Here is a 20,724-nt window from a genome sequence, read left to right as displayed (position 1 = left end):
CTCCCAACACACTAAATAGCAAATTTGCGAAGAAGGAGACACACAATGGCTTTTACCCACCTCCACGTCCACACCGAATACTCCCTGCTGGACGGTTCCAATAAAATAAAAGAATACGTTGCCCGTGTAAAGGAGCTTGGGATGGACAGCGCGGCCATCACAGACCATGGGGTCATGTACGGCGTCATCGATTTTTACCGGGCAGCGAAAGCAGCCGGAATCAATCCGATCCTTGGCTGCGAAGTCTATGTAGCCCCTGGTTCCCGCTTCGACCGCGAGATCGGCAGTGGCGACGACCGTTACTACCATCTGGTACTTCTTGCCGAGAACAACCAGGGCTACCAGAACCTTATGAAAATTGTATCCAAAAGCTTTAAAGAAGGCTTTTACTATAAACCACGAGTAGACCTGGAGCTTCTCCGGGAATATCACGAAGGTCTCATCGCGCTGAGCGCCTGCCTGGCCGGTGAAGTAGCCCGGTTCCTTAACAGAGGAATGTACCCGGACGCTAAGAAGGCGGCCCTCCGCTATCAGGAAATTTTCGGCGAAGGCAATTTTTTCCTGGAGCTTCAGGATCATGGAATTCCGGAACAGCAGAATGTAAACCAGCAGCTTCTGCGCATGCATCAGGAGACTGGAATTGACCTGGTAGCCACTAACGATATTCATTACACCTACAAAGAAGATGCTGATCCTCACGACATTCTTCTGTGTCTCCAGACAGGGAAGAAGCTGTCCGATACAGACCGTATGCGCTACGAAGGCGGTCAGTACTACGTGAAATCCGAGCAGGAAATGGCGGCACTTTTCCCATATGCACTGGAAGCCTTGGAGAACACACATAAAATAGCAGAGCGCTGCCACGTAGAAATTGAATTCGGAGTTATCAAGCTGCCAAGATTCGACGTTCCCGAGGGCTACACCTCCTGGGAATACCTGAATAAGCTCTGCTTCGAAGGTCTGGAGCGCCTGTACGATCCGGTTACCCCAGAGCTACGGGAGCGACTGGAATACGAGCTGAACACTATCAAAAATATGGGCTATGTTGACTACTTCCTCATTGTGTGGGATTTCATCCATTATGCCCGCAGTAATGGCATTGAAGTAGGTCCCGGACGAGGCTCCGCAGCCGGAAGTATTGTTGCATATACCCTTGGAATCACCTTACTTGATCCAATCAAATATGACCTTCTGTTTGAACGTTTCCTGAATCCGGAGCGAGTATCCATGCCTGATATTGACGTGGATTTCGGATTTGAGCGAAGACAGGAAGTAATCGACTATGTTGTACGGAAATACGGCAAAGACTGTGTGGTTCAGATTGTTACATTCGGTACTTTGGCAGCCCGCGGTGTTATCCGTGATGTAGGCCGTGTCCTCGATATGCCATATGCCCAGGTAGACTCCATTGCGAAAATGGTTCCTGCCAAAATACCGAATGTGAAGCTTGTCACAATCGACAAAGCCATGGAAGTAAACCCGGAACTGAAAAAAGCATACGACGAGCAGCCGGATGTGCATCATCTGATTGACATGGCCAAACGTCTGGAAGGTCTTCCAAGACATACCTCCATGCACGCTGCCGGAGTTGTAATCAGCCAGAAAGACGTCTCCGAGTATGTGCCCCTTTCCCGCGCGCAGGACGGAACCATTGTCACCCAGTTTGTCATGACAACTCTTGAGGAGCTGGGACTTTTGAAAATGGATTTCCTTGGCCTTAGAACCCTGACTGTAATCAACAACGCAGTAAAAAATGTAAAGAAAAATTACGGCATATCCCTTGATATGCAAAAAATAGATTATAACGACCAGAAAGTGCTGGATTCTCTTGGAACCGGACGTACAGACGGTGTGTTCCAGCTGGAGAGTGGCGGAATGAAGGGCTTTATGAAAGAACTGAAGCCTCATAGCCTGGAGGATGTGATCGCCGGAATTTCCCTGTATCGTCCGGGACCGATGGACTTTATCCCCCAGTACATCCGGGGCAAGAACCGTCCAGACACCATCCACTATGATTGTCCTCAGTTGGAGCCAATCCTGAAAGCGACTCACGGTTGTATCGTGTACCAGGAGCAGGTTATGCAGATCGTACAGAGCCTTGCCGGATTTACCCTGGGACGAAGCGATCTTCTTCGCCGAGCCATGTCCAAGAAGAAACTTAACGTTATGGAAAAAGAACGCCAGGCTTTTGTCTATGGAAATGAAGCAGAAGGTGTTCCTGGATGTATTAAGAATGGAATTGACGAGAAAATCGCAAATAAGATTTACGATGAAATGATCGATTTTGCACAGTATGCATTTAACAAATCCCATGCGGCGGCATATGCCTATGTTACGTATCAGACTGCCTTTCTGAAATACTATTATCCGGTAGAATATATGGCTGCGCTGATGACCTCCGTAATCGACAAGCCTACCAAGGTTGCCGAGTATATTCAGGTCTGCCGTCAGATGAACATTCCAATCCTGCCGCCGGACATCAACAAAGGCGAGTATGGCTTTTCCGTATCAGGAGGCTCGATCCTCTATGCGCTTTCCGCAATCAAGAGCGTAGGGCGTCCGGTCATCGAGGCTATTGTTGCAGAGAGAAAAGAACATGGCGAGTACCTTTCCGTGAAGAACTTTATTGAGCGGAATATTGAAGCTGTGAACAAACGTGCCATTGAGAACTTTATTAAGGCAGGCGCCCTGGATTGTCTGGAAGGAAACCGTCATCAGAAGATGGTCGTTTTTGGTCAGATCGTAGATGACATTTCCCGAAACAAGAAGCAGTCTATGGCAGGGCAGCTCAGCTTATTCGACATTGCCAGCGAAGATGAAAAAAAAGAATTTGAGATTCGTATGCCGAATCTGGAAGAATATGACAAAGAGACGGTTCTGTCCTATGAAAAAGAAGTCCTTGGCATATACCTGAGCGGTCATCCTCTGGATCGCTACCGTAATATAATGGAGAAAATGATTTCCGCAAGAACGATTGATTTTCAGCCATCAGATGAAGATGACCGTGAAGGCGGTGAACCGGATGAGTCAAAAGTACGGGACAATCAGAAAGTCATCATAGGAGGAATGATCACAGAGAAAAACGTGAAGTATACCAAAACAAACAAAGTGATGGCGTTCCTTACCGTGGAGGATCTGGTTGGAACTGTGGAAGTCATGGTTTTCCCAAGAGATTACGAGAAATGGCAGAATATGATCAATGAGGACGCCAGGGTATTCATCCAGGGACGCGTATCTGCCGAGGATGACAAGGCCAGCAAACTGATCCTGGAAAAGGTACGGCCTTTCTCCGATATTCCGAGAGAACTCTGGATCCAGTTTGAAAGTAAGGACGATTACAGCCAGAAAGAAAAAGGGCTTCTGGAGGATCTACGGAATTCTCAGGGTACAGACACTGTCGTTATTTATCTGAAAGATGTAAAAGCAATGAAAAAACTGTCTGCTGCATACCATGTAAATCTGCAGGATGAATGGCTTGCACAGATGAGTAAAAAATATGGTGAAGGCAATATCCGGGTTGTAGAAAGAGCTCTGAAAACGCTTTAAAGTGAAGAATCAGACAGGTATATGGAAAATTATGGTAAAATCACGGAAAACAGAGTGTAATTTCGGCAATTACTTAAGGAAAGAGTCTTGAAAAACCTTTGAAAATGCTATAAACTAATGCTGAATATGTGTATAGAAAAACGAGGGCGTTTCCACTGAAAATGGAGACACAGCTCCCGACGATTCATAAGATGGAGGAGATTATTATGGCAGAAAACAAAGTTAAGACCATTGGTGTCCTTACCAGCGGCGGTGACGCTCCTGGAATGAACGCTGCAATCCGTGCAGTTGTAAGACGTGGACTTTCCAGCGGACTTAAAGTAAAAGGTATCCAGAAGGGCTATAACGGCCTTTTAAACGAAGAGATCATCGATATGACAGCAAGAGATGTATCCGACACCATCGAGCGTGGTGGTACAATTCTTTACACTGCAAGATGTGCCGAGTTCCGCACAGCGGAAGGACAGCAGCGTGGTGCAGAGATCTGCCGCAAGCACGGTATTGACGGACTTGTTGTAATCGGTGGAGACGGTTCCTTTGCCGGAGCACAGAAGCTTGCTAACCTTGGAATCAATACAATCGGAATTCCAGGAACCATCGACCTTGACATTGCATGTACAGAGTACACCATCGGTTTTGATACCGCTGTTAATACAGCTATGGAAGCAATTGACAAGGTTCGTGATACATCTACTTCCCATGAGAGATGCAGTATCATCGAGGTTATGGGACGTGGAGCCGGCTGGCTTGCACTGTGGTGTGGTATTGCCAACGGAGCCGAGGATGTTCTGATCCCTGAGAAGTATGACTATGATGAGCAGAAGCTGATCAATAACATTATTGAGAGCCGTAAGATGGGTAAGAAACACCACATCATCATCAATGCAGAGGGTATCGGCCATTCACAGGCTATGGCAACTCGTATCGAGGCTGCTACAGGAATCGAGACACGTGCTACTATCCTTGGTCACATGCAGCGTGGTGGAAGCCCAACATGTAAAGACCGTGTATATGCATCCATGATGGGTGCTATGGCAGTAGACCTTCTTCTGGAAGGCAAGAAGAGCCGTGTTGTTGGATACCGCCATGGTGATTTCGTTGATTTCGATATCAATGAAGCTCTTGCAATGGAGAAGAGCGTCACTCCATATATGTGGGAGGTTTGTGAGTCCCTTTCTCATAACTATAGGAAATAACAGTGATAATACGGTTCACTTGTCTCAGGGCATATTTCCGACTGGGTTTTACAGTATGTGATACACATTTTGCAGAAATCCTTTGAGCTATGTGCCGACGGCAGGTGAACCGTAATTATAAAAGAGTCATTGTTCCTGACATTCTGCAGCAGAATATTTTGCAAAAGATGCTGAGGGCAGTGGCATAAAGGAAGCTTATGTTCATTCAAAACCTGCAATATAAATTGCATAAACTGAATACGGCACAGATCATTACCCTCAGCTTTGCGGGGGTAATTTTTGTAGGAGGATTAATTCTGTGGCTGCCTTTCTGTACGGCAGCAGGCCAGACCACTTCGTTCTCCGATGCTATGTTTACAGCCACCACCTGCGTATGTGTAACCGGTCTTGTGACTGTGACCACAGCCACTCACTGGAGTCTGATTGGCAAACTGGTGATCCTTTTGCTCATACAGATTGGCGGAATTGGACTGATCGCACTTGCAAGCGTTATTTTTATTTCCCTGAATAAGAAGATCAGTCTGAAGAACCGCAGAATGATCCAGGAATCCTATAATCTGGAGCAGATGTCCGGTCTGGTAACAGTGGTGAGAAAAGTGGTTCTCTGTGTGTTTGCAGCAGAAGGAATCGGAGCCGTCGGCTATGCATTCTGCTTTGTACCAGAGTTTGGACTGGTGAAAGGTCTGGGACAGGCTGTTTTTACAGCGGTTTCAGCCTTTTGCAATGCAGGAATCGATCTTTTGGGAGAGAACAGTCTGGCAGACTATGTAACCAATCCTCTGGTGAATGTGACAACTATGGGATTAATTATTGCTTCTGGACTTGGCTTTAACGTATGGTGGGATCTTGGAGAAAGAATAAAGCTGGTTTTTCAGAAGAAGCTTTCTCCTGGCAGATTATTCCGGACCCTTCGTCTGCAGAGCAAGCTGGTTTTGACTACAACCGGGATTTTGCTCCTTGGTGGGACAATCTGTATTTTACTGTTTGAGTATAAGAACCCGGACACACTGGGAAGTCTGTCCTTTGGACAGAAGCTGATGGCAGCGGCATTTCAGTCTGTGACCACAAGAACTGCAGGGTTTTTTACAGTTGCTCAGGGGGCGCTGACCAGCGGAAGTGTAATGATCTGTCTGTTTCTTATGCTGGTTGGAGGTTCTCCTATGGGGACTGCCGGCGGAGTGAAGACGACTACACTTGCAGTGCTTGTGATGAGTATTATTGCCAACCTTCGGGGAAAAAAGGATGTAGAGGTTTATGGGAGAAAGATTCGCAGCAGTTATATCCGTTCTGCGCAGGTAGTTGTGGGAATGGCGGTTAGTGTGCTGCTTATTTCCGTGCTGGGGATTTTTGCAATTATGCCGGATGCACCTTTTGTGGATGTGCTGTATGAGCTTACTTCTGCAATTGGAACCGTAGGTCTTTCCAGAGGACTGACCGCGGTCCTGAATACACCGGCCAAATGGATCGTTATTTTTACCATGTATCTTGGAAGAATCGGTCCGCTGACACTGGGCGCGGCAGTTGTATCCCGTGCGCAGAAGCGAACTAAAGATGTACATCTGGCAGAAGAGAATATTATGATAGGATAGAAAATGGCGTCTGTGGACGACATTATCCCGCATGAAAGTCCGTTGCTTTCATAGCAGATTTTAAAGGAGATTAGAATGAGCGGAAAATCCTTTGCAGTCATTGGATTGGGGCAGTTTGGAATGACCCTGGCGAAAGAGCTTGCGAATGCAGATTATGATGTTTTGGCAATTGATGATAAAGATGAGAATATTCAGGAAATTGCAGATACTGTCACTTATGCAGTTCGTGCAGATGTGCGCGAGCCTGGAATTCTGAAATCCCTGGGCGTGCAGAACGTAGACGTTGCGATTATTGCGGTTGCAGAAAATATGGAAGCCAGTATTACAGCTACCATGCAGGTGAAGGACCTGGGCGTCCCGCTTGTTCTGGCGAAGGCAATGAATTCCCTTCATGGCCGGATCCTGGAGAAAATTGGTGCTGATCAGGTAATATATCCGGAGCGTTCCATGGGAATCCGCGTTGCCCGTAATTTTACAGCCAGTGGATTTGAGGATGTGTTTGAGCTTTCTACGGAGTTCAGTATGGCAGAATTCCGGATCCCGGGTGAATGGGTGGGAAAAAGTCTTTCAGAGATCAGGCTCCGTGAGCAGCATCATATAAATCTGGTTGCAGTGAAGCATGGAGATTCTGTAAATGTAAACCTGAATCCTGCGGAGAAGCTGGAAGCGGGTTGTATTCTGGTTGCAGTAGGAAAGAACGAGGATTTGAATAAATTCCGAAAGCCGCTGTAACAGGGAGGATAATTTATGATAACCAGTGCAAATAATACACAGGTAAAAAATATCATACAGTTAAACCAGAAGGCCAAGGCCCGCAGGGAACAGGGGTTGTTTGTGGCTGAGGGACGGAAAATGTTCGGGGAAGCTCCAAAGGACTGGATTTCCAGGGTTTATGTGACAGAATCCCTGACTGCAGATGAGTCCCTGATGAAGCAGGTCATGGAGCTTCCGGAAGAAAAAAGAGAAATCGTGGCAGATAATGTTTTCCGCCAGATGTGTGATACCAGGACTCCACAGGGAATTCTTACAGTTCTGAAGAAACCGGTGTGGACTGTGGAAGATATTTTAAAAGGAGATGCTCCTTTGGTAATGGTTCTTGAGGATCTTCAGGATCCGGGAAATGCAGGGACTATTTTCCGAACAGGTGAGGGTGCTGGTGTTTCCGGTGTTTTTCTTACGAAAACCTGCGTAGACATTACCAATCCAAAGGTCATCCGCTCAACAATGGGATCTGTTTACAGAATGCCTTTCCTATATGTGGAGGATGTGGTATCATTAAAAGCGGAACTGGAGCAAAAAGGTATCCGTACCTTTGCAGCCCACCTGAAAGGAAAAAATTCCTATGATCAGGAGGATTATCAGGGCGGCACAGCATTTCTTATTGGAAATGAAGGAAACGGGTTGACGGAAGAGGCAGCAGAAGCTGCTGATTGTCTCATCCGGATCCCCATGTGCGGCAAGGTGGAGTCCTTGAATGCAGCTATGGCTGCAGGAATTTTGATGTATGAGGCTGCAAGGCAGAGACGGTAGGGTTAGCTGATCTGGAATCTGTCTGCTGAAGTATATCTGATGACGTATGGCAGATTTTGACAATCGCTTATCTGAAAGGGGGAGTCTTATGGAACCAATTATCTGGCTGGGAGTCCTGGCTGTGCTTCTGGTTATTGAAGGGCTTACCACGGCACTTACCACCATCTGGTTTGCAGGAGGCGCACTTGCTGCCGCTATTGCAGCCGGCATTGGAATGGGAATCGTGCCGCAGCTTCTTCTGTTTTTCTGTGTTTCACTGGTGCTGCTGTTTTTTACAAGACCGGCAGCTCTGAAGCTTATGAGAAAAGACACAGAGAAAACAAATGTGGAAGGTCTTCTTGGAAAAAAGGCTGTCGTGATCCAGAAGATCAATAATCTGGCCCAGACAGGTCAGGTCCGCATCAATGACATTGAATGGATGGCCCGGACATCCGATGACAGCGTAACAATTCCGGTTGATACTGTAGTAATCATAAAAGCAGTCCACGGTGTTAAATTGATCGTGGAGCCAAAGGAGGCGTAATATGGGAAGTATCTTATTTTTGCTGATTGTCATCATTCTGGTGCTGTGGATCCTGGCATCCTGCATCCGCATCGTACCCCAGGCATATGCGATCGTACTTGAGCGCTTAGGTGCTTATCAGGCAACATGGGGAACCGGCGTACACTTCAAACTTCCATTTGTAGAGCGTGTGGCAAGAAAAGTCAATCTGAAAGAGCAGGTTGTAGATTTTCCACCACAGCCGGTTATCACAAAAGATAACGTAACCATGCAGATTGATACTGTTGTATTTTTCCAGATCACAGACCCGAAGCTGTACGCATACGGCGTTGAGAATCCGATCATGGCCATCGAGAATCTTTCCGCGACTACATTGCGTAATATTATCGGTGATATGGAACTGGATGAAACCTTGACCTCCCGTGAGGTGATTAATACCAAGATGCGTGCTTCCCTTGACGTGGCAACTGATCCATGGGGAATCAAGGTAAACCGTGTAGAGCTTAAAAATATCATTCCTCCGGCTGCTATTCAGGAAGCCATGGAGAAACAGATGAAAGCAGAGCGTGAGAGACGTGAGGCAATCCTGATCGCAGAAGGTGAGAAGAAATCCACCATCCTTGTTGCAGAGGGTAAAAAAGAATCTGCAATTCTTGATGCCGAAGCTGAGAAACAGGCTGCTATCCTTCGCGCGGAAGCGCAGAAAGAGCGCATGATCAAAGAGGCGGAAGGTCAGGCAGAGGCAGTTCTGAAGGTTCAGAAGGCGAATGCAGAAGGTCTTCGTATGATCAAGGAGGCAGGTGCTGACAATGCAGTTCTTACCCTGAAGAGCTTCGAAGCTCTTGCGAAAGTGGCAGACGGCAAATCTACCAAGATTATTATCCCGTCAGAGCTCCAGAATCTGGCAGGACTGGCAGCTTCTTTGAAGGAAGTTGTTGTGGATGAGAAGGATAAAGAAAAGTAAGAGGAAGATAGAGGAGGATTATTATGAACTTAAAAGGCAGAAATTTTTTGACCCTGAAAGACTTTACACCAGAGGAAATTCTGTATCTTCTTGATTTATCCGCTGAGTTAAAGGCAAAGAAAAAAGCCGGTGAGCTTACCGAGTATTACAAAGGCAAAAATATTGCCCTGATCTTTGAGAAAACCAGCACCAGAACACGTTGTTCCTTCGAGGTGGCAGCCCATGATCTTGGAATGGGAAGCACCTATCTGGATCCAACTGGCTCCCAGATCGGCAAGAAAGAGAGCATTGCAGATACTGCGAGAGTTCTTGGAAGAATGTATGATGGTATTGAGTACCGTGGATTTGGTCAGGAAATTGTAGAAGATCTTGCAAAATATGCAGGAGTTCCGGTTTGGAACGGTCTGACAAACGAATATCATCCAACACAGATGTTAGCAGATATGCTTACCATTCGTGAACATTTCGGATATCTGAAAGGAATCAAGCTGGTTTACATGGGCGATGCCCGTTACAATATGGGTAACTCCCTGATGGTAGCCTGCTCCAAGCTTGGTATGCATTTCGTAGCCTGCACAAGTAAGAAATATTTCCCGAATGAGGAGCTGGTTGCTCAGTGCAAAGAGTACGCAGCAGAGTCCGGCGCAACCATTACTCTTACAGAGGATGTAGAGACTGGAACGAAGGACGCAGACGTTATTTACACAGATGTATGGGTATCCATGGGTGAGCCGGATGCAGTATGGGAAGAGAGAATCCATGATCTGACACCATACAAGGTAACATCTGCAGTTATGAAGAATGCAGGGGAGAAAGCAATTTTCCTTCACTGTCTGCCAGCATTCCATGATCTTAAGACAAAGATTGGCAAAGAGATGGGCGAGCGCTTCAATCTGACAGATATGGAAGTAACAGACGAAGTATTCGAGTCTCCGGCTTCTAAGGTATTTGATGAGGCTGAGAACCGTATGCATACCATTAAAGCGGTTATGGTTGCTACACTGGGAGAGCCTGAGAATAAATAATTCGGCTTCCAGATAACAATGAATTAATGAAAGAAAGGGTATCTGAAATGATTTCCGAAAAAGAATCATATGAAGAAATTGTTACAGACGGTATCTATAACGAAACCACAATTGCAGATCAGATACATACAAAATGGGCGGGCAAAACCGTCCATTTTGCAAGAGAAACAGATTCTACCAATTTGTGGATCAAGCGTCTGGCGAAAGAAGGCGCATCAGAGGGAACTCTTGCACTGGCAGAATTTCAGTCAGCAGGAAGAGGAAGACTTGGCAGATCCTGGGAGGTACCAGAGGGTACGTCGGTTATGATGAGCATTCTTCTCAGACCGAAATTTGAACCTCAGTATGCACCAACCCTTACCCTTGTAATGGGTATGGCTGTGGCGAAAGCAGTGAAGAATCTTGGATTTGACGTAAGTATCAAATGGCCCAATGATGTGGTGGTTTCCCACAAAAAAATATGCGGAATCCTTACCGAAATGGGGGTTCGCGATGGAAAAATTGACTATGCAGTCATCGGAGTGGGAATTAATGTAAATATCAAAGAGTTTCCGGAGGAGATGGCAGACAAGGCTACATCCCTTTATCTGGAGAGCGGCAAGGAATTTGACAGAAGCCAGATTCCCGGGCTTGTGATGGAAGCTTTTGAGAAATACTATGAAAAATTTGCAGCGACCTGTGACCTCAGTGGGCTGAAAGAGGAATATGAAAGTATTCTTGCTAATTACAATCAGTCGGTGCGTGTGCTGGCGAAAGAGCCGTACGAGGGCGTGGCCAGAGGGATTACAGATGGCGGAGAGCTGCTGGTAGAGAAAACCGATGGAACGATCGTAGCTGTCAGCGCTGGTGAGGTTTCGGTTCGCGGGCTGTATAGCTATGTATAAGGGTTGTGTTATTTAGGCACATTTTCGCAAATGATATTCCCCACTGATTGCGATAATCCTACAGTGAATGGGGCATATCACTTGCGAAAATGTTGTTGACATAGATGAAAACAGAAAGGTGGGACTTAATTGTATCAGGAGAATGTAGTGCTTTGCGGCGCAAGCGCCTATGAACAGAAATATTACTTTAATAAAGATTTTGATTCTCTGCCAGATCATGTGAAGAAGGAACTGCAGATCATGTGTGTTCTTTTTACAGAAGAGATTGGCGGAATTTTCACACTGGAATTTGATGATCACGGAAACCTGCAGTTTAAAACAGAGGCTACGGAAGCTGATGGATTTTATGATGATATTGGCGGTGCACTGAAGATTAAAAAGCTGCGTGTGGAGAAAGAGGAGCTTCTGGAATCTCTGGAAATGTATTATCGTGTGTTCTTCCTTGGGGAAGATGTGGATAAAGAGAAGACAGAAGAGTAAGCTGTGTGGATAAACTGATAAACAGGGAAAATGGCAACTCATCAGATGTGACATTTGAGTTCACGAAGCGAGTAATTGTTGAAAGGATTGAATAGTTACACATCAAATATGAAAGTAATTAAGGTGATATGAGTAGTAATTTAGATTTTAAGTTGAGATATGAGCTTCCAAAGGAGATGAAGTGGAAAATCGGAAATGTGGAGATTCCAAACCGGTTCGTCCTGGCGCCAATGGCGGGCGTTACCGACCTGGCTTTTCGCAGGCTTTGCAAGGAGCAGGGCGCTGGGCTTCTCTGCATGGAGATGATCAGTGCCAAGGCTATTTCCTATAAGAACAAAAATACCAGGGCTCTGATGGAAATCGACCCGGTGGAGCATCCTATTTCCATGCAGCTCTTTGGAAGTGAGCCGGAGCTGATGGCGGAGGTGGCGAAGGAAATCGAGGAAGAGCCTTTTGACATTTTGGATATTAATATGGGATGCCCAGTGCCGAAGGTAGTAAATAACGGTGAAGGTTCAGCTCTTTTGAAAAATCCGGAGCTGATCGTGAAGATTGTGAAAAGCATTTCTTCTGCCATTCAGAAGCCATTGACAGTGAAAGTTCGTATCGGTTTTGAGAATGAGCCGGTGGATATTGTGGAGATTGCAAAGCGCGTGGAGGATGCCGGGGCAGCAGCTATTGCAGTTCATGGACGGACACGGCAGCAGTATTATTCCGGGATAGCAGACTGGGAGACCATTGCCAGGGTTAAAGAAGCAGTTTCCATTCCGGTGATTGGAAATGGGGATGTGGATTCGCCGAAAAAGGCAGAGGCACTTTTTCGGCAGACCGGATGTGATGCGGTGATGATTGGGCGTGCTGTGGAAGGAAATCCATGGATTTTCCGGGAGATGAATCACTATTTTGCAACAGGGGAAGAGCTGGCCAGACCGCCTCTTGCCGAGGTGAAAGCGATGATTCTGAAGCATGCGCGGGCGCAGATAGAGATGAAGGGTGAGTTTATCGGCATTCGGGAGATGCGTAAGCATGTGGCATGGTATACAGCCGGAATGCCCCACAGTGCAGGGCTTCGTAGGGAGTCCAATAATATTGAGAGTTATGCAGATTTGGAAAAGCTGCTGGAGAGATTATAATTATGTTCAGTGGATCTGATTCTGCAAAAAATCATTTCAAATGTAGTGTTGACCAGATGAGTGGAAAACCGCAGTATGGTGATAAAAAGATAATAATCAGACGTATGAGAGTCAGGAGGTTTGGGCTGGGAAGGCTGGAACTTGCTGACTTTTCTATAGTTGAAAGGGTACGATAATGGATAAATTACTGAAATATAACGGTGTGCAGGAAGCATTAAAATTTCTGCGCGAAGATGATGAAAGAACTTTGCAGGAGCATCTGGAAATGTGCCAGATACCGGCTCCTTCTTATGAAGAAGGGGAGAAAGCGGAATATGTCCGAAAGAAGATGGTGGATGCCGGTCTTTCAGAGGTGCACGTTGATGAGGTGGGAAATGTGCTGGGAACCTGGAAAGGGACTGGGAATGGACCGCGAATTATGGTTGCGGGACATACAGACACTGTTTTCCCAAGGGAGACAGACCTTACTTTGAAGAAAGAAGGCGAACGCTACAGCTGTCCGGGAATCGGAGACGATACCAGGGCGGTAGCAGAACTTCTCAGTCTTGCAAGAGCAATGAATGCTGCAGGAATTCGCGGCGAGGGAGATATTGTGTTCTGTGCAAATGTGTGCGAAGAGGGACTTGGTGATCTGAGGGGAATTAAGCATGTATTTAAGGATATGGCAGACACAGAAGGGCACTACGATGGTTTCGTTTCCATTGATGATAAAAACACCTCCGGAATCATCTACCAGGCAGTAGGAAGCGAACGCTATCTGGTAACTTTCCATGGAACCGGCGGACACAGCTTCACCGGCTTCGGAATTCCCAACCCGATTCACGCAATGGGAAGGGCGATTGCGAAAATCAGCGATTTCCAGACACCAAAGAATCCGAAAACTACTTTCAGTGTAGGCGTAGTAAACGGCGGCACGTCTGTAAATGTAATCGTGGCAGAGTGTTCTATGCTGGTGGATCTGCGCTCTGTGGATGCAGGGGAACTTGAGAAATTATCCGCAAAACTCCACCAGGCAATAGAAGAAGCCGTGAATGAGGAAAACGCCCGCTGGGGATATGGAACTTTAAGTTCTGAGAGTACAGGAATCCTTGACGACAATAATATGACAGCGAAAAGCAGTGTGGGAGATACAGCTGGCGCAGTGCCAGTGAATGCTGATAATGGAGACAGGGAAATCTCAGCAGAAGATGACCGCATTACAGTCACCTTCGAACAAAAGGGCAGGCGCCCCGCTGGTACCCAGGAAAAATCCTGCCAGATTGTCCAGGCTGCAAATGCTGCAAATCAGGCCATTGGCATGGAAACCCTGTACATCGGTGCTGCCAGCACAGACGCCAACATCCCCATCAGTCTTGGAATCCCTGCCATCACCGTGGGCTGGGGAGGAAAAGGCGGTGGAGAGCATACCATCCACGAATGGTACGAACCTGTAGAATCCTGGAAAGGACCACAGCGTGACTTGCTTTTGCTGTTGGCGTTATCGGGCTATGAAAATATACGAGAGTATCAGCTTCCACGCATAAATCCGAAAGGAAAATAAAAAAACATCCCCCGGAAAGAATAGTCCCAATAAACGGACATTTCCTTTCCGGGGGATGTTGTATTAATTGAACTAGTTCTGATGTTTTTTACGAAGAATTACATAAATCAGGATCAAAGTAAACAGCACAAACAAAATGGAGCAGGACAGTACATAATTCAATGCTGCGCCCATAATTCCCAACTGCTGCACCAGGATCCGGGCAGCTGCGATGGTAATAACTGCGGTGATGGAATAAACTGGAAGCAGGCATTTTCCCCAGCGGATAGCGATAAGGATATTGTAGATCATGTAGACTTCCGCGCTGATTCCACCGCCGATAAGTAAAACTACGAAATGCAGCTTATATGGGGAAAGATCTACACCGTAAATAATCTCCAGCAATGTTCGACCGATGAGATGCCCTCCAGCCACAACAGCTACACAGCAGACCAGGATGATGCCAATGATCCGTAGTATGTACAGTGTGAACTTTTTCACATTATTTTCCCACCATAATTCTGCGATGGTGGTGATGGTAGGCTTAAACACGAACTCGCACATCAGCGAAATCACAAAAGAAGGCATAAACAGAATGCTATAGTAAGTCTGATATTCATCTGTCATAACGCCAGCCATTGCGTATTTTGGAATGTTGTAGAGCAGCAGGGAAAGAAAAGTACCGATAAACATAGGGGTACAGGTTCGAAGTAACTCCCACACATGAGACATCTGAAGCTTGCGTCCATCCTCTTCATGACCAACGTATTTTCTGGTCATCTGTGAGTTAATGATAAGACACAGAATAAGGGAGGTTGTAGAAGTAGTAACACAGGTGCAGTACAGGTTCTTGGTGATAATAAGCATAGCGGTGAAAAAAACTGCGGAATACAGATTTCTCGCCGCCAGCATTTTTCCCATCTGCTCAACATGGTACTTTTGCTGAAGATTTCCGTGGAAAACATCCTCCACCGCATCAATCATCTTCATCATAATAATAAAAGTGCTGATGATAATATATTCGCCTTTGAAGCTGAAGGAACTGTAAATAATTCCAAACAGCATCATCAGTGCACAGGTGATAATGCGGGAAACCTTATACTCGGAAAAAATATATTTGTGCTCCAGATCCGTGGCCTGATAGGTGCGGACACCATAGCGTCCCACCTGCAGAAGCAGCTGTGCAGTAGCGTAGCTTAAGGAATAAAACCCTGCCAGCTGTGCGCCACACACACGAGTTACCACCAGGAGATACAAAAAGGAGGAGCCTGAGTAACAGGTACTTCCGATCATATTCCATAAAAAGGCTTTTTTTACATTTTTTTCTTTATTCATTTGCTAAAAATCTCCATTTATTGGTAATCGCTGCTTAATCCTCAGATGTCATCTGGCGCAGCTGTTCCATAGAGTGCTCACGGAAGCGGGCAATCTGCTCATTTGCATAAGTAAAATCAATTTCTTCGGTAAGCTTCTCGTAAGAAACATCATCCATAGTTCTATCGGTAAGCTTCACCAGATTAAGAAGCTGCTGAACACGGCGGTTCATGTGATGACCGTTTACCTTGGCGAAGAATTTGCGGTTAAAAATAAGGGCAAAAACAACACCATGGAAAGAATCAGAAACTACATATTCTGCATTTTTGAAAAGTCCCATCCACTCTGCAGGACCAACTGTGATCTTGCAGTCACATTTCAGAAGTCCGACTAATGGGAAAGGAATGTATACAATACGGTAGCCGGTCTTATTGTGGAGACGGCGGGCGAAGTCTACGATTTCTTTGTTAATTCCCAGCTGGTAAACCAGAATGTATTTTTCTTTATATTTTGGCTCAACCAGAAGCTTATCCCACTCTTCCGCAGTGAGAAGAAGGGTAGGATCGCAGACCACTTCAGGACGCTTCTCTGTGAGATTCTCTACAATGTCAGCCCCATAGTCTTCACGAACCAGAATTTCATCAAAATCGGAAAGCAGTTCTTTATATTTCTGCTGGTATTCTTCCGGCGGAAGATTTTCACCGATACTTGCAGCATAGCTGCATTTCTTTTTCCCCTCTTTTACAAAATCAAGGAAATAGGTGGTATCAAAATTGGTAAGCTTGTAATCCCAGATCTGGTCGCTTCCAGCAATATAAATATCGTATTTGCCAGCTACCGGCTGCATTTTACCCTGAGTGACAGGCTGGCTGTAGCGCATGTGTCTGCGGAATCTGTTGCATTTGAAACGGCGGGGAATGTAGCAGATATGGCCGATTGCCCCGTAAATATAGTTAAAAAGTCCTTTCTTTTTCAGGTTTACAAGGCGGAAAGGATTGCTGATATAGTCGCAGCGGTAATCAATAATTTCCGGCTGAGTGCCGATTTCTTGCAGCTTTTTCTGAAGCGCATAGCTCTGCAGGATGGCACCGTAATTGTCGTAGTTATGGAAGGTAATCACACCTACTCTTTTTTTCTGCATAAAGTCCTCCTGACTAATATAAGGTAGATATAATATAACACATAAACGAGAAAATAAACAGTTTTTGCAGGTGGATTTATCAATTAATTCCAAAGTGTTTATGGAAGTTAAAGTTGAAATTGTTAAGGAGTACGCTATAATAGAGATAATGAAATTTACCTGAGAAAGTGGAGGCGTAAAGATGGCGGGATATTTAATCGCAGAAACTACCCGTGAGGAACGGGAGAAAATCGTTGCAGAATCCCTTGGAAATATTGAGGCGAACTGCGACGGCTGTATGGCAGGACTGGCTGAGATGTATCAGGAATACATTGACGGGAAGAAAGAGCTTCGCCAGATCAATATGGAATTTAATGCAAGATATGTAAAAGGCGAGGACATGCCGGTGAGAAGCCGGTGCCCGGAGTCCTTTTGCTAATAGAAATCAAAGAGGGCACCAAACTGAAATATGAATTGAGGCAGTACGAAGTAACAGAATAAAGAAGCAGTAAGAGCAGAAGTTTTCAGTACATGTAACGAAAACTTCTGCTTTTTTTTAACCAAATGTTAATAGTTCTTTTTTTATTCTGGTGTTATTATGTAAAAAAGTCGTATTATAATTAATAAGGAAATAAAAGGCTATTGCTAATTACGTCTGCAATAAATACGTTCTAGAATTATTTTAGTTATGGAGAAAAGTATATGGAAAAAAACGTATTAAAGGTTCGCATGCTTGGAACCTTTTCGTTGGAATATAAGGGAAAAGAACTGGTACTGGATCGAAATAAAGCATCGAAGACTACACAGCTTTTTCAGCTGCTTATGTTTCATACCGAAGACGGCGGAATTTCCAAAGCTGCTATGATAGATGCCCTTTATGGAAGAGTTGAGGTGGAGAATAAGAACGGAAGCCTGAACAACACCATTTTCAGACTTCGTAAACAGCTGAAGGATATTGGACTTCCAGATAGCAAATACATAAATATCCAGTCCGGAATGTGCTGTTGGGACGGAAATATTGAAGTTCAGGTTGATGTAAATGAGTTCCGGAAACTGATAGAGAAAGAAAAAAAGGAGAAACGGGAAGAGGACAAGCTCCATCTCTGGATGCAGGCCTGGAAAATTTATAAAGGTGAATTTCTCCCGGATATGATCGGGGAGCAATGGGTCGCTGTGGAGAATGTCCGGTGCAGAGATGAGTACTTCCGTGTTACAGAGGAGCTGTGCCGCTGGCTGAAGGGGCATGAACGGTATGAAGATCTGCATAAAGTGGCGCACAGAGCCGCCGAAATTTATCCCTTTGACGAGTGGCAGGTCTGGGAAATCGACAGCCTGATCGGAATGTCACGATATAAGGAAGGCCTTGAAGTTTACCAAAACACCGAAAAGCTTTTATTCGATGAAATGGGAGTGGCCCCTTCGGAGAGATTGTTAAAGCGTTTCAAGCTGATGGGAGAACGGACTTCACAGGCAGCAGGTGCCCTTAGCGATATCAAGGAAAGACTTCGGGAAAAGGAGGCTGCAGTAGGAGCATATTTCTGTCCGTTTCCCAGCTTTGTTGACATCTATCATGTATTCAGCCGTATGGTGGAGCGCTCTGGTTTATCCGTGTTTGTTATGCTTTGCACACTGGACTATAAGGCGGATCATGTTTCGGAGGAGAAGGAACGTGAAAAGTCCGAACTTCTCAGACAGGCCATCCAGTCATCCATACGAAAAGGTGATTTTTACACCAGATACAATGTCCGGCAGTATATTGTCATGCTGATCGAAATCAGCCAGGAGAACTGCCCCATCGTTTCCAAACGAATTGCAAAAAAATTCAATAAGCTCTCTGGCGATAAGAAATTCACTCAGGTTGATTTCTATGTGGCATCCATTGGAGAGATGTGTGAAATGGAGGGATAAATTATGGTCTACGATGTGATTTGTGATGAGTATGAACTCATTTGATCCTGATTTATGGAAAAGACTTGAAAAATGCTAAAAATGCCATAGGAAATCGCTCGTTTTTGCAACTCTTTCGGAAAATGAAAGAGTTGGAGAAAGAGGCAAAGTGATAGAATATATTTAAAAATCATATACTATCTATCATGCAACCGAAAATAATTCCCGATTCGGTTAAAATAAATCTACATATCCAAAGAAAGGAATGAGACATTATGAAAAAGAATGGGTATTTAAGAAGTTTCTTGGCACTGTTTCTCGCTTTCGTGATGATTATGGCTGATTCATCTGTGACGACGTTTGCGGCGACGGTGGGAATGGTAAGTCAGCAAAATGCGACAGTGATTGATGTCACTGTCAATGCACCGGATGGTACATATTATCTGGCAGCACTAGAATCATATGGTTCTTGGTATGCGGCAAGATCCAAAGTTGTTAAGGCAGAGGTGATTGGCGGTAGCACAACAGTGTCTCTGCAACCTTCTTCGGATATAAGCAATGCTCAGATTGTATTGTTGGCGTTAAAACAGGGCGGTTATAGAGAAGACTACGATGGTAGTGTTTATAAGGTTATACCGAACAACAGTATATTAGATTATACAAAAAAAGTATCATGTGGAGAAATTATTAATAATAGCGCTGAGATAAATGTTACTGAATTAGGAAACAAGACGGTTTCAAATGTATTTGGCTCGTTAGGTTCTGCGACAAATTATGCAGTATTTGCCGGTGAGTTCCATAACGATGGCGATATGGAAGGTAATATTGCAACTGATTTATTTTATTCAGATGGTGGTGACATCGGCGACAGTGGAAATGTAGGTAAGTATACAGACGCATTAATGGTTCATGTGACTAAAAGCGTTTCTGGGTTAAAATCTGCTGAGACGTTTAATTTTGGACTGTTTGATAATAGCGATAAATTAATTGAGGTAAAATCACTTACATTTAGTAGTAATGGAACAAGTTCCTTTGACTTTACACAGATAAACACAAAGGATTCAAACGGAACGGGTGCTTCTTCCTATAAATATGCAGTATATGAACTTGAAGAAAATGCTAACGGAAATTATGCATATGGTAGCAAGAAATATAATAAAGTAGCTGACAAATATAAAGATTTTTCTGTTTCTTATAACGAAAATACTGCAATTGAAATTTTTAATAATGATAACTTTGTTGGAACTGCAAATGGTAAGGTTAAATTAAGAGATGGAAATCTGTATACGAAGGCGAAGGTGGGTGAGCTCACTGTAGAAGGTCAGATAAATAATGTAAAGTACAGTTTATCTGACAGTGATTTTACTTCAATGGTTACCAATGGTGAGTATACCTCCGGTGGAGTAAGTGCTATGATTTCTGGAAAGTTAAAAACGTTGGCTGATGATTTAGGAAAGGCTAAAACAGGTGATGGAAATCAGGTTATTTATATTACACCAGATGTTTTAACAGGAAATCAGGTTGATTTGCCATATAATGGTGATATATTATCTGATTCTGCACAAACATTAGTAATAAATGTGGTTGTTCCGAATGGTACATCAGAGCTTAATTTATTCGGTTCCACTATTGGACAATTAAATGTTGGCGGAACCAATATTATGAATGAGAAAGGGTGGTCTAAAGCCGGACTTCATATTATATGGAATTATATTGATGAAGCTGGAAATTCGTTTACTGGAACTGTTAAGCTGCACGGTGGTCAGGCTCCTGGTATTCAGTTATTACCTGCTGGTACATTATATTCTGGAAATAATATTTCTCAGTTGGATATTGCGAAGGTTTTACATCAGTTTGGTGGAGAAATTCATAAGGCTCCTATTCAGGGAAAACATCATGCTTATGTAAGAATTTCCAATGCTGCAAAGGAGAAGAATGGAACATATATTCCAGTTGTTAAGAAAGTACTGAATGGTCGTGGATTAAAAGAGGGCGAGTTCAGCTTTACCATTACGGAAGTGGATAAGGATGGAAA

The 20,724-nt window shown here is 44.7% G+C and carries 17 protein-coding genes; 15 read left to right on the top strand and 2 right to left on the bottom strand.

Features of this window, described 5'->3' with window-relative positions:
* The first annotated feature begins 45 nt into the window (after positions 1 to 45).
* The 12 genes from PGQ38_RS17585 (at position 46) to PGQ38_RS17530 (ending at position 14,389) form a co-directional block, all read left to right on the top strand.
* Positions 46 to 3,546 carry a DNA polymerase III subunit alpha gene (locus PGQ38_RS17585; RefSeq protein ID WP_270432884.1) on the top strand — a complete coding sequence of 1,167 codons (3,501 nt, stop codon included), beginning with the start codon at positions 46 to 48 and terminating at the stop codon, positions 3,544 to 3,546.
* A gap of 206 nt (positions 3,547 to 3,752) precedes the next feature.
* Complete coding sequence (pfkA, locus tag PGQ38_RS17580; RefSeq protein ID WP_118583954.1) at positions 3,753 to 4,742, top strand: 6-phosphofructokinase; 990 nt, start codon at positions 3,753 to 3,755, stop codon at positions 4,740 to 4,742.
* 197 nt (positions 4,743 to 4,939) lie between these two features.
* Positions 4,940 to 6,331, top strand: coding sequence for a TrkH family potassium uptake protein (locus PGQ38_RS17575; RefSeq protein WP_173718341.1), 1,392 nt, complete (start codon positions 4,940 to 4,942; stop codon positions 6,329 to 6,331).
* A 75-nt stretch (positions 6,332 to 6,406) separates the two neighbouring features.
* On the top strand, positions 6,407 to 7,063 hold the full coding sequence (locus PGQ38_RS17570; RefSeq protein ID WP_118583956.1) for a potassium channel family protein: 657 nt from the start codon (positions 6,407 to 6,409) through the stop codon (positions 7,061 to 7,063).
* A gap of 15 nt (positions 7,064 to 7,078) precedes the next feature.
* A complete protein-coding gene (locus PGQ38_RS17565) occupies positions 7,079 to 7,861 on the top strand; it encodes a TrmH family RNA methyltransferase (RefSeq protein WP_118583958.1) in 783 nt (260 codons plus the stop codon).
* Between the two features lie 88 nt (positions 7,862 to 7,949).
* Positions 7,950 to 8,384, top strand: coding sequence for an NfeD family protein (locus tag PGQ38_RS17560; protein ID WP_173717395.1), 435 nt, complete (start codon positions 7,950 to 7,952; stop codon positions 8,382 to 8,384).
* Position 8,385: 1 nt separating this feature from the next.
* Positions 8,386 to 9,327: an SPFH domain-containing protein gene (locus PGQ38_RS17555; RefSeq protein ID WP_195982929.1), complete on the top strand. Its 942-nt coding sequence runs from the start codon at positions 8,386 to 8,388 to the stop codon at positions 9,325 to 9,327.
* Between the two features lie 23 nt (positions 9,328 to 9,350).
* Positions 9,351 to 10,352: an ornithine carbamoyltransferase gene (gene argF / locus PGQ38_RS17550; protein ID WP_187565825.1), complete on the top strand. Its 1,002-nt coding sequence runs from the start codon at positions 9,351 to 9,353 to the stop codon at positions 10,350 to 10,352.
* 47 nt (positions 10,353 to 10,399) lie between these two features.
* Positions 10,400 to 11,236: a biotin--[acetyl-CoA-carboxylase] ligase gene (locus PGQ38_RS17545; RefSeq protein WP_270432880.1), complete on the top strand. Its 837-nt coding sequence runs from the start codon at positions 10,400 to 10,402 to the stop codon at positions 11,234 to 11,236.
* A gap of 129 nt (positions 11,237 to 11,365) precedes the next feature.
* Positions 11,366 to 11,716 (top strand): DUF6145 family protein, encoded by a 351-nt coding sequence (locus tag PGQ38_RS17540; protein WP_118583962.1) that lies wholly within the window; start codon positions 11,366 to 11,368, stop codon positions 11,714 to 11,716.
* Between the two features lie 176 nt (positions 11,717 to 11,892).
* The gene (dusB, locus tag PGQ38_RS17535; RefSeq protein WP_270432886.1) at positions 11,893 to 12,849 is read left to right on the top strand and encodes a tRNA dihydrouridine synthase DusB; all 957 of its coding nucleotides are present in this window, start codon (positions 11,893 to 11,895) and stop codon (positions 12,847 to 12,849) included.
* A gap of 175 nt (positions 12,850 to 13,024) precedes the next feature.
* The gene (locus PGQ38_RS17530) at positions 13,025 to 14,389 is read left to right on the top strand and encodes a M20/M25/M40 family metallo-hydrolase (RefSeq protein ID WP_270432877.1); all 1,365 of its coding nucleotides are present in this window, start codon (positions 13,025 to 13,027) and stop codon (positions 14,387 to 14,389) included.
* A 72-nt stretch (positions 14,390 to 14,461) separates the two neighbouring features.
* Here PGQ38_RS17530 and PGQ38_RS17525 read toward each other — a convergent pair whose 3' ends face one another.
* Together PGQ38_RS17525 and PGQ38_RS17520 are read right to left on the bottom strand one after the other, a co-directional pair.
* Positions 14,462 to 15,703: a lipopolysaccharide biosynthesis protein gene (locus PGQ38_RS17525; protein WP_204454102.1), complete on the bottom strand. Its 1,242-nt coding sequence runs from the start codon at positions 15,701 to 15,703 to the stop codon at positions 14,462 to 14,464.
* A 34-nt stretch (positions 15,704 to 15,737) separates the two neighbouring features.
* The gene (locus PGQ38_RS17520) at positions 15,738 to 16,823 is read right to left on the bottom strand and encodes a polysaccharide pyruvyl transferase family protein (protein WP_204454103.1); all 1,086 of its coding nucleotides are present in this window, start codon (positions 16,821 to 16,823) and stop codon (positions 15,738 to 15,740) included.
* Between the two features lie 181 nt (positions 16,824 to 17,004).
* Between PGQ38_RS17520 and PGQ38_RS17515 the strand changes: the two genes are divergently transcribed.
* From PGQ38_RS17515 to PGQ38_RS17505, 3 genes are all read left to right on the top strand, one after another.
* Entirely contained in the window at positions 17,005 to 17,241 is a 237-nt protein-coding gene (locus tag PGQ38_RS17515) for a purine biosynthesis protein PurH (RefSeq protein WP_173770309.1), read from the top strand.
* Between the two features lie 263 nt (positions 17,242 to 17,504).
* Positions 17,505 to 18,710, top strand: a complete 1,206-nt coding sequence (locus PGQ38_RS17510; RefSeq protein WP_173717401.1) for an AfsR/SARP family transcriptional regulator — start codon at positions 17,505 to 17,507, stop codon at positions 18,708 to 18,710.
* Between the two features lie 254 nt (positions 18,711 to 18,964).
* Positions 18,965 to 20,724, top strand: a 1,760-nt coding sequence (locus PGQ38_RS17505; protein WP_270432872.1) for a hypothetical protein, incomplete at its 3' end; no start/stop codon positions are given.

This window comes from Blautia faecis (genome assembly GCF_027662325.1).
Taxonomy (GTDB): domain Bacteria; phylum Bacillota; class Clostridia; order Lachnospirales; family Lachnospiraceae; genus Blautia_A; species Blautia_A faecis.
Note: the sequence above shows the minus strand (reverse complement) of the source record. Positions and strands in the feature narration are given on the sequence as shown.